The organism is Hymenobacter aranciens (genome assembly GCF_030580865.1).
GTDB lineage: Bacteria > Bacteroidota > Bacteroidia > Cytophagales > Hymenobacteraceae > Hymenobacter > Hymenobacter aranciens.
This window is the reverse complement of sequence record NZ_JAUQSY010000005.1, coordinates 59,569-72,806: the sequence shown is the minus strand read 5'-3', so window position 1 is coordinate 72,806 and position 13,238 is coordinate 59,569. Positions and strand designations below refer to the sequence as shown.

Annotated in this window: 12 protein-coding genes and 2 tRNA genes; 5 read left to right on the top strand and 9 right to left on the bottom strand. The window is 61.6% G+C overall.

Annotated features, from left to right (window positions below; translation table 11 throughout):
- The first annotated feature begins 387 nt into the window (after window positions 1-387).
- The 3 genes from Q5H93_RS08500 (at window position 388) to Q5H93_RS08490 (ending at window position 2,433) form a co-directional block, all read left to right on the top strand.
- A complete protein-coding gene (locus Q5H93_RS08500; protein WP_305006087.1) occupies window positions 388-1,407 on the top strand; it encodes a sensor histidine kinase in 1,020 nt (339 codons plus the stop codon).
- A complete protein-coding gene (locus Q5H93_RS08495) occupies window positions 1,404-2,153 on the top strand; it encodes a LytR/AlgR family response regulator transcription factor (protein WP_305006086.1) in 750 nt (249 codons plus the stop codon). The genes Q5H93_RS08500 and Q5H93_RS08495 overlap by 4 nt, the downstream gene beginning before the upstream one ends.
- Window positions 2,154-2,232: 79 nt before the next feature.
- A complete protein-coding gene (locus Q5H93_RS08490) occupies window positions 2,233-2,433 on the top strand; it encodes a hypothetical protein (RefSeq protein ID WP_305006085.1) in 201 nt (66 codons plus the stop codon).
- Window positions 2,434-2,708: 275 nt separating this feature from the next.
- Here the strand turns inward: Q5H93_RS08490 and Q5H93_RS08485 are convergent, their stop codons facing one another.
- The 4 genes from Q5H93_RS08485 to Q5H93_RS08470 form a co-directional block, all read right to left on the bottom strand.
- Window positions 2,709-3,878, bottom strand: coding sequence for a leucine-rich repeat domain-containing protein (locus Q5H93_RS08485; RefSeq protein ID WP_305006084.1), 1,170 nt, complete (start codon window positions 3,876-3,878; stop codon window positions 2,709-2,711).
- 19 nt (window positions 3,879-3,897) lie between these two features.
- A complete protein-coding gene (locus Q5H93_RS08480) occupies window positions 3,898-5,268 on the bottom strand; it encodes an SDR family NAD(P)-dependent oxidoreductase (RefSeq protein WP_305006083.1) in 1,371 nt (456 codons plus the stop codon).
- A 19-nt stretch (window positions 5,269-5,287) separates the two neighbouring features.
- A tRNA-Trp gene (locus Q5H93_RS08475) sits at window positions 5,288-5,359 on the bottom strand.
- A gap of 56 nt (window positions 5,360-5,415) precedes the next feature.
- Window positions 5,416-5,487, bottom strand: a tRNA-Gly gene (locus Q5H93_RS08470).
- 527 nt (window positions 5,488-6,014) lie between these two features.
- Between Q5H93_RS08470 and Q5H93_RS08465 the strand changes: the two genes are divergently transcribed.
- Entirely contained in the window at window positions 6,015-6,188 is a 174-nt protein-coding gene (locus tag Q5H93_RS08465; protein WP_305006082.1) for a hypothetical protein, read from the top strand.
- Window positions 6,164-6,787 carry a hypothetical protein gene (locus Q5H93_RS08460; protein WP_305006081.1) on the top strand — a complete coding sequence of 208 codons (624 nt, stop codon included), beginning with the start codon at window positions 6,164-6,166 and terminating at the stop codon, window positions 6,785-6,787. The genes Q5H93_RS08465 and Q5H93_RS08460 overlap by 25 nt, the downstream gene beginning before the upstream one ends.
- A 371-nt stretch (window positions 6,788-7,158) precedes the next feature.
- Here the strand turns inward: Q5H93_RS08460 and Q5H93_RS08455 are convergent, their stop codons facing one another.
- The 5 genes from Q5H93_RS08455 to Q5H93_RS08435 all read right to left on the bottom strand — a co-directional run bounded on the left by Q5H93_RS08455 (window position 7,159) and on the right by Q5H93_RS08435 (window position 13,233).
- Window positions 7,159-7,503, bottom strand: coding sequence for a hypothetical protein (locus Q5H93_RS08455; protein WP_305006080.1), 345 nt, complete (start codon window positions 7,501-7,503; stop codon window positions 7,159-7,161).
- A 736-nt stretch (window positions 7,504-8,239) separates the two neighbouring features.
- Complete coding sequence (locus tag Q5H93_RS08450) at window positions 8,240-9,358, bottom strand: NAD(P)/FAD-dependent oxidoreductase (protein ID WP_305006079.1); 1,119 nt, start codon at window positions 9,356-9,358, stop codon at window positions 8,240-8,242.
- A gap of 9 nt (window positions 9,359-9,367) precedes the next feature.
- Complete coding sequence (locus Q5H93_RS08445) at window positions 9,368-11,365, bottom strand: LodA/GoxA family CTQ-dependent oxidase (protein ID WP_305006078.1); 1,998 nt, start codon at window positions 11,363-11,365, stop codon at window positions 9,368-9,370.
- A 138-nt stretch (window positions 11,366-11,503) separates the two neighbouring features.
- Window positions 11,504-12,142 (bottom strand): VTT domain-containing protein, encoded by a 639-nt coding sequence (locus Q5H93_RS08440; RefSeq protein ID WP_305006077.1) that lies wholly within the window; start codon window positions 12,140-12,142, stop codon window positions 11,504-11,506.
- Window positions 12,143-12,153: 11 nt separating this feature from the next.
- Window positions 12,154-13,233 carry a BamA/TamA family outer membrane protein gene (locus Q5H93_RS08435; protein WP_305006076.1) on the bottom strand — a complete coding sequence of 360 codons (1,080 nt, stop codon included), beginning with the start codon at window positions 13,231-13,233 and terminating at the stop codon, window positions 12,154-12,156.
- Between the last annotated feature and the right edge of the window lie 5 nt (window positions 13,234-13,238).

Below are 13,238 nucleotides of genomic sequence, written 5' to 3'. Positions count from 1 at the left end.
TTCAGCAGACTGGCCAGCTGTTCGCGCAAGCGGAGCAGCTCCGTTTTCAGTTCGGCCTGCTGCTGGTTGTGCTCCGCTTTGCGGATTTTTAACTCCTCCTGCAACGCCAGCAGACGCCCAGGCAGGCCCCACACCCGCCAGGCAGCTGCTACAGCAATAAGTAAAGCTAAAAGGGAAGCATCCATACGCGAGGGCATCAGGTGAAGAAGGAGAATAGGACAAACCTCCCGCGCTTTTCGCCCGTCCGAAAGCGTTTTCTGGCGAAGGCGGATTCCGGGGACTTGAATCGGGATAGGAGCCCCGTGAATCGGCGGGCCGCATGCGGCTTTTCGCCCGGCGGGCTGGTAATTTTGTCGAGGCGCCCTTCGTCGCCTCCCCCCCGACCCCATGATTCGAAAAATTGTGCTGGCCGCCCTGGCCGCCACGGTAGTCTTTCACGTGGCGGTGTTCATCCAGTATGGCACCTGGTGGGGGGGCGCGCTGGTCGGCTATCAGCAACTGCTGCTGGTATTTGCCTTTCTACTGCCCACCTTCTGGGTGCATGCGCCCCTTGCCCGCCTCTTTGGCGCCGATCGGCTGACCACGCTGCCCGTCTCGGCGAAAGCCCTGCTGGAAGGGCTCTGCGTGGTGCTGGTCAGCCTGGTTTTCTGGCTGGTGTTCTTCACCATCCCGCAGCACTACCTAGTGCCCACGTCGGAAATCACGCCCAAAGCCTTGCGCGTCTCGCTGGCGGTCAGCGCGGTGCTGTCCTTGTTCTTCTACTACTTCGTGGAGCGCGAGCATGTCCGCCAACACCTGGCGCAGGAAGTGGTGCGGGTGGCGCAGCTGCAGAAAGAAACCTTCCAGGCGCAGTTCGAAGCCCTGAAAAACCAGGTGGACCCCCACTTCCTGTTCAACAGCCTCAACGTGCTCGGGTCCTTGATTCATATTGACCCGGACCGGGCCGGGCAGTTCCTCGGCCAACTCTCAGAGGTCTACCGCGCCCTGCTCGATTCCGGGGCGCAACCGCTGGTACCGCTGCACCGCGAAATGACCCTGGTGCGCGCCTACGCCAGCCTGATGGAAACCCGCTTCGGCGCGGCCCTGCGCGTGGAATGGGACGTGGCTCCGGCCTGCGAGCAGGCCCTGGTACCCCCCACCGCCGTGCAGATGCTGCTGGAAAACGCCATCAAGCACAACGGCTCTACCATTCGCAAGCCCCTGGTTATAAAAGTATCCACCGCCGACGGCCGGCTGGTGGTCGAAAACAACCGGCAGCCCCGCCCCGACGCGGTAACGTCCACCCACCTGGGCCTGCTCAACATCCAGCGCCGCTACCAGCACCTCACCGACCGCCCCGTGGAAATCGTGCCCACGGCGGAATCCTTCATCGTCCGCCTCCCGCTCCTGACCGCCCCCGCCGTATGAGAGTCCTACTCATTGAAGACGAGCCCCTGGCCGCCCAGGCGCTGGCCACCCTGCTCACCCGCCTCCGGCCCGCCGTACGCATTCTGGCGGCCCTGGGCTCGGTGGAAGAAGCCGTGGAATGGCTGCGCGAACAGCCAGCCCCCGATTTGCTTTTCTGCGACATCCACTTGTCGGACGGCAACAGCTTCGACATCTTCCGGCAGGTGGCGGTGGGCGCGCCCGTCATTTTCACCACCGCCTACGACGCCTACGCCATCCAGGCCTTTCAAGTGAACAGCGTGGACTACCTGCTCAAGCCCCTACAAGCCGCGGAAGTGGAACGCGCCCTGCAGAAGTACGAAACCTTGCACCCTGCGACGCTGCCGGCCGCCGTAGCGAACGTGCAGCGCCTGGTCCACAGCACGCCCCGCTCACGCTTCCTAGTGAAGTCCGGGCAGGCTCTGAAAGCCGTGCCGGTGGACGACGTGGCGTACTTTCTGGCTGAAGAAGGTGTGGTGTTCCTCGTCACTCACGCGGGCAAGCGGTTCATTATCCCCGACACGCTCGACCAGCTCGAAGGCCAGCTGGACGCCCGGACCTTCTTTCGCATTAACCGCCAGTTTATCCTGAGCATCGGGGCGGTGCAGGAAATCCGGCCGTATTTCAAGGGCCGCCTGGTGCTGCAGATAGCCCCCCCGGCGGCGGGGGAGGCTCTGGTTGTCAGTGCCGGCCGTGCGCCGGCCTTTAAGCACTGGCTGGACCACTAATCCAACGTTGACTTTTTGCTGTTTCTTAAATGGGGGAGTAGCTTTCGCAAGCCTTTTCACCTTTCCCCTTTCGGCCACCATGGAATACACCGACGACCCGGACCGGGTGCCGGCCTTGCTGAGCGAGCACCAGGGCTGGGCTGCGATGCTGTGGAAATTCAGTCCCTCGCTGCGCCGGTTGGTGCTGCGCATGTATCGCTTCCCCGAAGCGCGTGAACTCTACGTGCTGTGTGTCGGCTGCCAAACCATCGCGGGGTCGTTTGACTGGAAAAATGTCTAGCTGCACTTCAGCCGGGAAGTAAGCCCGCCCGGGGAGACCCGGCATTGGCTTCGAGACGCCGGGGCTGGGTTTGCCTTGAGTTGCGACGGGAAGCAATGACAACGGCCTACTGCCCCAAGCCGACAGCTCAGCTCAGGGCCTCGATTTTCGCGCAGGCAATATGCAATTGCGTGCGGTGGGCTTGCAGAGCCGCCGCGTGCGCCAGCGTCCGCGTCGCCGCGGCCTCCGCCGCCGTGATGGCTGCGTTTTCTTGCCGAGGCTGCGGGCCCCCTTCCCTAGCGGTAAACACTGCGAATGGCGGTTACTAAACTGTTCGGGTTGGAAGCGCTTGGACGTTGTCTGGTTCGGAGCCATTCTTTGATGGGCTCCGGCGGGTTGCCGTCTAACTGCAGGTGTTGCAGCGAAGCGTTATGTTCTAAGCCATTCAGCAAGTGTTGAAATCCGCTTTCCGTAAACTGATGACGGACCAAATTCAGGCTGTGAATCTGCTGGTTCGTACGGAGAAAAGCCGCCAGCTCCCGGGCTACCTCATCGTCCAACTGGTTGGCGGCGGCCCCTAGAACCTGAGTGGAAGGACTGTAGCCCAGGTCGAGCACTCGAAGAGCCGGATGATGCTGAAGGGCTTGCAGCAACGCAATGGCCCCTGTCGAGGCGATGCCATTGCTGGCCAGTCCTAGTTCTTGCAGCGTTTCATTGCTACTGAGGGCTTCTGCCAGTATGCAAGCGCCTTTGTCACCCAGATGGTTGACGTTCAGCTGCAGCGATACGATTTGCTTATTTTGCGTAAGCAGCTCCGCCAGGTAGGGCGCTTCCCGCTCCCCAAGCTGATTGCCGCCTAGATAGATTCGCTCTACGGTCCGGTTGGTTTCAATCAGCACTTTCATGAAGCTCCGGAAGCCTTCCGCACCCAGGTTGGTATTCACTAAATCTACTACCCGCAGGGCACGATTATGCCGGAGCAAGTCCGTTAGTTGCGCCACTCCCGGGGCATGTAGGGCGTTTCGCTTCAGCCATAGGCCTTCGACGGTGGTATTCTCCCGAAGCGCCCCGGTAAGGGCCGCCATTCCCGCCGTCTGGATATAATTGCACCCCAAATAGATGGTTTGAAGAGCCGTATTCTGCTCGAGCAACGATGCCAGGTGGGCTGCTCCTTCATCACCTATTCCGTTCGTGCCCATCAATAGATGCCGGACAAAGGTGTTCTGCGCCAGTGCCTCGGTTACTAATTTTGCCCCGGCTGGGCCAATGTCCTGTTTGCACAAATCCAGTCGGCCATCGGACGTGATGGTGCCCCGGGGAAAGGACTGGTCGTTTTCGGGAGCCTGATTGGTGCACAAATACGCCAATAGCGGCTCCAGCTGGGCTGCCAGGTCCGGGGACTCCCGAACGGTTTCCTGCACCGGACAAACAATCGGAACAGGGATAGGGCCAGAGGTTTCTTTCATCGGGTAATTGGTGGGTTCCTCACCAGGGATGCGGCTGATAATCTTTTAAGAAATACCCCGACAGCGGTTCCTGCGGCTGGTTGATTCCCCGCACGATGGGGTCGTAAATCCGGGCGGCCCCGTCGAGTTCATCCAGGGGCGGGACGAAACCGGCACTGCGCTTGCGGGCTTTCCGGGGGTGGGGGTCTTCGTCGGTAATCCACCCGGTATCCACGCTGTTCATATAAATGCGGTCACGGGCATACGCAGCGGCCGACGTACGGGTCATCATATTCAAGGCCGCTTTGGCCATGTTGGTATGCGGATGGAAGGCGGTTTTGGAGGCGCGATTGAATTGTCCCTCCATCGCCGAGACGTTCACAATAAACCGCCGCTCGAACGGCGACTTCAGCAACAGCGGCTGCAGCTTGCTGTTCAACAGAAAGGGGGCCATGGCATTGACCAGATGTACTTCCAGCCATTCGGCGGTTTCCACCTCCTCCAGGCGCAGCCGCCAACTGTTGTGCGGACGAAGGTCGACCTGCTGCCCGTGCCGGTCGAGTAAGTGGGTGGGGAAGTAGGATGGGAGGGCCTCCGAAAGCCCGTCGAAGGATTTTATATGCGAGGGCGTAGCCAATAACGCTTGGTTCGCTGGTGTCGCCCCTTCGGCTAGCAGTAAGGACTCATAAAATGCCCGCGGGCGCCGAATAGTCTGCGCCGCATTGTTGATGATGATGTCCAGGTGCGACAACGTCCCTTTCAGGTACCCGATAAAATCCTCCACGGCCCTGACATCCCGAAGGTCAAGGCTATAAATCTGGAGCCGGTCTTTCCAGCGCTCAAAATCGGTTTCTTTGGCGTATCGGCTGATGGCATCCTGCGGAAAGCGGGTGGTCACGATTACCCGAGCGCCATCCCGGAGCAGTTTTAAAGCCGTTTCGAAGCCAATTTTTATGCGTCCACCCGTTAGCAAGGCGATTCGGCCCCGTAGTTCCGTCCGTTGAAAGCGACAATCAAAATTGAGTCGGGCACAAGCCGGGCAAAGCAAATGGTAAAAAGCGTGTACCTCAACATAACGTCCCTTGCACACATAACACCGGGTGGCCCGGTGTAGATACTGGTTGCCCTCCGGCTGCACAGCCGGTAATTCCGGCAAGGCCGGTAGTAGGGGGGTATCCGATTCCTGACGGCAGAGGAAGGTATTTTCCTTGATGGCCCGGTCCGACTCCTGCTGCTGTTGGAGGGTTTGTTTGCGTTTCGATTTGCGGGCCTTCTGATTCAACTTAGCCACCAGCCCTTGGAGCTGCGGGGAGTCGTCGGCCAGGTGGGGATTGCGGGAAAGGATTTGCAGCACTTTCAGGCAAGCTTGCCATTCCTCCGTTGAAAAAAGGGGCTCTTCCTGCAAAGACATCGCCTATAGATAAAAAGTGGTAAACTGGCCAGAATCGAACTGGCAACCTCCGTTTTGGAGACGGATGCTCTTCCATTTGAGCTACAGTTTACCTGTACTGAAATTAGAAAACAATCTTCAAAGACATCGCCTGGAGTATAAAAGTCGGTAAACTGGCCAGGCTCGAACTGGCAACCTCCATCCTGGCAAGATGGCGCTCTTCCATTGAGCTACAGTTTACGCGCGTTAAAAGTAGGAAACAATCGGCATTATTGGGCATCATACTCCAAACCGGGAAGGTACCGCGTCGAAGCTACCTCGAGTAGTACCGGTCGTTTCGTGACGGAGTTATCTAAGAATGTTATATGGGAGGGGGTAACAGGCACCCGGACTACGCAGGTAGGCAAATCGCATAGGGAGGCTTGTGACTTGAGGAGAGACGGCCGCGACCGTTGGGGTTGACTGGACTGGATAGGCACAGTACTCTCCGGTGCGCAGCCACTGCAGGCGCGGTGGGTGCAGGAGGAGTGGCGGGTGGTATGGGCGTTCTTTCCAGTACTGCCAAGAGCAGGTGGTGCGGGCCCATCGGTGCTGCCCGCTGCTGCCAGCCCCTGTGGTGGTCAACTTCACCCGGTCATCAACACCGGCCTCACGCCGTTTATTTTCACCTGCTATCCCTCTTTTTCGTACTTCGTGGCACTAGTCCAAGGATTTTAGGATTACTTTTATCTATACGGTTCTTTTTCCATCATTTACTCTCATCCGGCATGTCACAGCAAGACTATCAAATCACGCTGGAAGCCCTCCAGGAGCAGCGTAAAAAGGTAACGGCTACTCCGGAAGCAGCCCGCGCCTACCTTATCGCTCTGTGCGTGCTTGACGAGAAGGGGAAGGTTGACGAAAAGCACCAGGCTTTGTGTACGCTACTCGCCCAGGATTAATTCTCGGATTTCACGGCTGTGGTGCAGAGGTAGCCGACCGCGTCATCGCATCGAGCGAAAACCTCTACGCCAGTCGTAATATCTACGACTGGTTAGGCGAAGGCATCTATTTCTGGGAGCAAAGCCCGGAGCGCGCCCTGCAGTACGCGCACGAACTGCGCGACAATCCGCACCAGGCCCAGCGTCTGATTACTACGCCTGCCGTAGTTGGTGTCGTGCTGGATTTAGGCTTCTGCTTGGACCTAGTGAACATGGACAACCTCGGCCTGCTGCAGGAAAGCTACCTGACGCTGAAAGAGGCGGCTGAACTGACTGGCTCTGCATTGCCGTCGAATAAGAAAGGAAGAGACGTTGCGAGCGAAGACCTGCTGCGCCGGGAATTGGACTGTCTTATCATCAACGGGGTACATATTGCGCGGGCTTCCGAGGGTGAGCAGCCCTTTGATTCTGTCCGCGGGGTGTTCTGGGAGGGTGATGAGCTGTACCCGACGGTAGGCTTTAAGCTGAAGAACCACATTCAGATTGCGATTCGCAACCCCAACTGCGTGAAGGGGTATTTTCGTCCGCGGCCGTTGGATGCTGCTTACGCGCGGGTTTGAGTAGTCCTGTAACCCTGTAAGCCCAAGACGCTCTGGTGGCGGATTGCGACGCTCGTTACCGGCTACTGGTGGTAGGACGGGGCAGCGGTGTCATCCCGGAGGCTGGTGGAGCTGGCGTCGCTGCCGGTAGGGTTGTTTGCGTTGGTGGAGCGGGAATATCGGCGGCAGTGGGAGCGCACGGTGGTGGAGGGCCAGGCGCTGTTTCTACTGGTGCCGCAGCAGTAGATGCCGCGGCGGCGGGAGGAGCGGGGGTGGCGGGGGGTGTGAGAATGAGACTCCGCTCAGGATTCTGAGCAGCCTCAACGTTAGTTTATCAGAGCCTGTTAAAATTCACAGATAATGTATCTAATGCTGGATAGGCAGATAGATGGTTACCTTGGCGCTGCTGGTTTCGAATTCAAAATCGCGGCTGAGCCGCGGTCCCAGTGGAGCCAGCTAATAAAATGCTTTACAACCCAGCGGGTGAGCGGTGTAGTCAATCTCTCTCTGCCCGTCAGACCTGTGATTGTTTGCAACTGCCAGCCATAGTGCGCACGGGTCCACTCAGCCAGTCGCTCAAATCCTTGCTGCGACAGCTTTTGTAGCGCGGCTTTGCCACCGGTCCGGTCGCTTTCGTGCGCTGGTCCGACGTGGTCAGCCAACAGCGCTCCCTGTCGATGAGCAATTGCCGCTTGCATAGCTGTTTTTTTGTACTCGTCGAAGCCTTTGGCGGGCATGCGCGTTCACTACATTTGACCGATTGGGCGTCGAGCATGGCCACGTTCAGGCTCGGCTGGCCAGAAGGCGCAGCCGCTTATATGTAGCGGCGCATCAGCGCTTGGTCAAACCCGGCCCAGCGGCTATCCCCTTACCAGCGTCGGAAATAATAATAGACCAGCGGAAACGGCGGAAATAATATAGTAATAATCACCACTGATAACCACTTTTGGCCAAACAAAGCGTTAACTGTCAGGCAATGCGAATACTCACGGCAGTGCGTACCAGGCAGGATTTCCTGTATAACTTGCCATTGAATAATCGGTCAGGTCGGTTTCGTACATCCTTGGTCGGATTTACGAATTTATAACCCTGTCGATTTATTTTTATCATTCAATATATTATTGTCTTTAACAGGCTCTAAGTGGCACCAAAACCCCGCGTTGACCCGTGACCCAACCCAGTTTACCTTGGGACTATACATCTAAGGCATGGTTGCAAAACACGGCGCCCAGCAGAGTATGAGCCAGCACGGTGACCACTATATAACGCCCATGCCGAATCATTTTGGAGTCGCTTTAAAACCGAACTGGTCGACGACAACGCATTCCTGGCTTAGACCGAGGCCAAACTAGAAATCAGCCCCCACATCGCCTATTACAACGCCGAACGACGACATTTTTCGCTCGGTTACCAATCGCCAAACGACTTCGAAACTAATTGTGTTCGCCGCCACAATGTTCGTTGCGCTCCCCGTTAGGAAAATGCCTTTACCGGTGCCTTGCGCGCCCGCCAGAATGGCTCCTCCGCCCACCGCCGCTCCTGCCCGTAGTGCTCCCGGGCCTGGGCCTGCAGGCGCGCAAACTGCTGCTGCACCCGCTGCGCATACTGTCCAATTGCTTTGTCATCCCCCACCAAAGCCTGCCCCAGCGCCAGCGCCGCCTGGTGCCCGGACGACACAGCCGCCAAGATGCCCTGCGCCCCCAACGGGTCGAACGCCATAGCCGCGTCGCCCGCCGCTAGCCAACGCTCCCCCGCCGGCTGCGCCAGGCAGCCGCTGCGCGCGTCCGTGGCCCGCGGCACGCCCAGCGGCACATAGCCCCGGCCTGCGAGCAGCTGCGCCAGGTGCGGCAGTTCCTGTACAGCTGCTACAAACCCGGCCAGCGTGTTCACCTGTCGCGTCATCGGCTGGCCGGCATCGGTAAAGAGCGTCACGATACGCTCGCCGCCGGGCAGGCCCGCCGAGTGGCCCCAGCCCCAGGGGCTGGATTCCACCAGCGTCAGCCGCTCGGCATCCGCCTGGCCGTCGGGCAGGCGGTAGCGCAGGTAGTGGGCCACCAACTGGTCGGCGTAGTGGTAGGGCTGCCCCAGCAGCCGGCTCACTACCCGGCTCCGACCCGAGCAGTCCAGCACCCAGTCGGCTTGTAGTTCTGCCGCGGGTAGCGTCAGGCACCAACCGCCGGCTGGTGCCGCCCGCAACGCCCGCAGCTGCCCCGTAGCCGGCATAGCTCCCGCCGCGTAGGCCTGGGCGCGCAGGGCCGCATCGAAGGTCGGCCGGTCGAGGTGCCAGCCCGCGCCGTAAGGTGAGCGAATGAAGGAATGGTGGTGCAGCGTGGCGCTGCCCCAGGCGGCCGCATTGCCGTAGCAGGGCAGGTGCGGCCCCTCGGCCAGCACCTGCCCCAGGCGCAACTCGTGGCGCAGGGCCGGGGCCAGCGGGGGCAGACTCTCGCCGCCGGCAAACGCGCCGGGGCGCGGGCCGCCATCGAGCAGCAGCACCCGCCGACCCTGCCGCGCCAGGGTAGCGGCGGCCACGGCTCCAGCCGGGCCACCGCCCACTACGGCTATCAAGCCAGAATCATCAGGAAGGGAATCCACGCGAGACAATTAGCGAATTTCAGCCACTACCACTGGCGGGGCCGGCTGGCGGCGCGGGGCCCCCTTGCCTACGGGGCCCACGTAGAGGCCCTGATTGCGCGGGATGCGGGCGGCTGCTTCCACTAATTGTTGCCGGGCCGCGAGCGTAGCTCCGGACTGACTGGCGCGCAGTGCGGTACCATCGCCAGCCCCAGCGGCATAGGGTGGCGTCTCGACGTACATCGCGGCCGGGAAGTCGGCGCTGCCGGGCAGGCCGGGCCGGTATTCTACCACGCCCATGTCGCCGAAGTGCGCTACCATGTTCTGCAACTGCACCAGGTGTTCCGCTCCCAGGATGCGGTACCAGCTGGCGCGACGGTTGAAGGCATCCAGGCGTTCGGTGTGCGGGCGTTTGCTATCCATCACAATGCGGTAGTCTTCCTCGGTCAGCACGGTGTTGGGCACGCGGGCGGGCCAAAAAGTAGGCACCAGCGGGTCATACTCATCGACGTAACCGGCCCGGCAACTGGCGGTGTCCGCCTGCCAGGGGCAGGCCATCCAGCGGGTCAGGTCGCCGGGACCGTTCCAGAACGCGCCGGCCGGGCCGGGGTTGTCGGCACTAAAAATGGCGGGTTGCAGCAGCGGGCCGAAGTCCGGTTCGGGGTTGTTGGCCGAGCGCTGCCGCACCCGGAACGCGGCCGTGTACATGCCACTCAAGCGCATGGGCCAGGTCATTTCGCAGCCCGGGTGGAAGGGGCCGCCCAGGCAATACCAGAGCGCGGCCTTGGTCAGCATATCGGCCTGCTCCTGGGGGCTGCTCACCTCTTCCAAATGGGCCGGGCCAGCCACGGCGGCCGGGTTCCAGTCAGCCACAAAATCGCCGGCGGCCCACTGCGTCAGGTAGCCGTAGAGCGTGGGGGTGAGGGTGAAGTAGGCATTGGGCGTCGTTGGGGGCAGGTTCATGTTGTCGCCGTACATCCAAGGCCAACTGGTTGGGTCCATGTAGTCAGCCGTGGGCGAGCGGAAATAGTTAAAAATCTGCCGGCGGTATTCGCGGTAGTCATCCGTCACCTCGTTGGTCTGCGGGTCGCGGGTGATGGTGGACAGTCGCCGTAGCGTCTCAGGATTAGCGAAGTCGTAGGCCTGCCCGTGCCCGAAGGCTACATAAAAGCCCTGATTCACCCACTGACTCTGGCTAAACTGGCTCAGCAGCGGGTAGATGTCCTCCTGAAACGAGGGCTGCTTCTTGGGCGTGATATAGACAATCTGGAGCGCATCGGCTATTACATCGTACATCGTCTGGATGCCAATGACGTCGGGCGCGTAGTTGGGCGGGGCGCACACCACCCACGCGCCCTGCACGGGCAATTCGCGGCCCTGATAAGTTACCTGAGCGTTCACGGGACCATCCGAGGTGTCGTCGTGCCAGCCGTCGTTGTTGGCGAAGGTCGTGGGCGGGTTGTCCGGAAAGGGCGAGTTCGACACGCCGTGGCCGCCCAGAAACAGCAGCCGGCCCTGCTCGTCGGTGCGCAGCTCGCCCAGATACACCGGCTCGCCCAGGAAGCGGCCCTGGTCGAAGTGGTAAGCGGCGCCTTCGGTGCCCGCGCCCGCAATAGTCAGCGCCCCCGGGTCGATGACCAGCCCGGCGCGCTGCTCGCCCACGAAGTTGGCGTTGCGCCGACCTACCGGAATGGCTTCTGGAATGTCCATGGCCGTGTTGAACTCGTACCAGGCCGCCTTCTTATTCGCTACGTGGACGTGCCAAGTGATGTCGGCGTCGGCGGCCGTCAGCTCGCGCACTACCTGACCAGCCTCGTCGAGGCCGTATACCCGGAAGCGGGCCGCCTGCCGTTTCAGGGCCCCCTGCCGGTCTTTGTAGAACCCGGGCTCCACGCGCGGCGCGGCCAGCACTTCGGGGCCGATGAAGTACTCGTCCGGGCTGTTGCCTACCCGCGCAATCCCGATGGCCGGGTAGATGGCGGCCCGCACGATGCGCTGGTCAGCAGCAGATGCGGCTGTTTTCGGCAACGGTCTGCTGGCAGTGACGGCAAGCTTCGCAGCTGGTTGCTTCGCTGGTTTCGCCGCTGACTTTGTAGCAGACTGGGACTTGGTTTTTACTGGTTGTTTCATGCGGGTGTGAGAAAAAAGTGATAAAAAGACAGACACTCAAGGTTGCGACGCCAAGCGGGGCCGCAGGAAATAACGGCCCAGCAGGAAGCAGGCCCCGCTCAGTAGCAGCGACAGGCCAAAGGCGGGCAGGAACTGGTCGGGACTGCGGGCCTGCGCTCCGCACACGGCATAGAGGATACTCAGCGGCAAGTAGCCCAGGCCACTTAGTAGCAGACTGCGCCAGAAGCCGACCCGGTAGTGCCCCGCCAGCAGCGATAAGCTCTCGGCCAGCATGGGGATGCCACGGGTGGCCACGAGCAACACCGGCCCGTGCCGCCGCATGAGTCGACCGGCCGCGCCCGTAGCCGCCGCCTGCGCGGTCCGGCGCGTGAGGCGAGCCGAGCCAGCCCCCAGCCCGTAGCCCAGGGCACTGCCCATCAGCCCCGCGGCCAGCGAGAGCAGCGCCCCGCCCGCGATGCCCAGCGTGGCTCCGTTCAGGAACATGACGATGCTTGACGGCACGGGCAGTAGAATGTCGGACGCCAGCACCGCAAAGCTCACCGCCGCATACCAGCCCGGTCGCCCGGCCCCCGCCTTCAGCAGGCGCAACGCAGTTGCCTCCAGCCCTGGCAGCAGCAGGAAGGTGAGCAGGACGCCGGCGCTTAGCAGGATGACTTGTATCAGTAGGGTTTTCATCGCGTGCGTAGTTAAAATGCCTCCCCAAACGCAATGTAGAGTCCGCGCTGGCCGTCCGCTCCCCAGGCGTAATCCAGGCGCAGGTTCACGTGCTCCTTGCGGTCGGCCAGGAAACGCACCCCGGTACCCACGTTGGGCTTCAGGCCCGGCCCGTGCAGCCAGCTGCCCGAGGGGCTTAGCTGCGACACGCCGCCGAATGCCGCCAGGCCCCAGCGATGCCACTGCGGGCTGCGCACTTCGCCCTGCAACGAGGTGATGGCCCGGTCGCGAAAGCGGCCGTAGAAATAACCCCGCGCCTGCGGCCCGCCCAGCAGCGCATAATCATAAAAAGGAGCCGGTCCCAGCACGGCCGTACTGGCCAGTTGGGCGGCCAGCACGCAGCCGTGCCAGGTATGGTAGCGGCGCAGGTCGGCCGTGAGGCGCTGGTAGCCGCCGGCCTGGGTCTGGTTCTGCGAGGCCCCCAACTCGGCGTAGAGGCCAGTGCTGGGGTTGAGCAGGTTGGTGCGCGTGTCGGCCAGCAGCGTCAGGCCCAGACCGGCCGCGCGGGCTGGATACAGTTTGGCAAAGGTTGGCGCGTCGCCGCCCAGGTAGCCCAGCCGCCCGAAGCTGGTGTAGCGCAGCTGCGGCCCCAGAAACAGGGGCCGACGCGGGCTCAGGCGCCAGAGCATTTCCAGGCGCACCAGTACCCGGTCGCTGGTGTAGTTCGTTTCGGCCGTAGCCGGCGTCGCGGCCCCGATGCCGTAGTATAGGTCGGGGTAGCGTGAGAGCTGCACCGTGCCCCGGCTGAAGGCCCGCTCGTCTTTGAAGAAGTAGTTCCAGCCCAGCTCCAGAATGCTCTGGCGCCGGGCCGTGTAAGTGGCTTTGATTTTAGCATTCGACACCCGCGCCGTAGGGTGCAGGTGCAGTGTAAACAAGGCGACCACCCCACCAAAAGTAGAGGTTTCGGGCGCGTAGCCGACCGTGGGCACGGGCAGCACCCGCACCCGCCGCACCTGCGGCGAGTCGGAGGCCAGGGGCGGCAGCGTGCTGGCCCGGCCAGCCAGCGCCGGGCCCAGCCAGCTCACCGCCAGTAGCAGGAACCGTCGTTTCATACCAA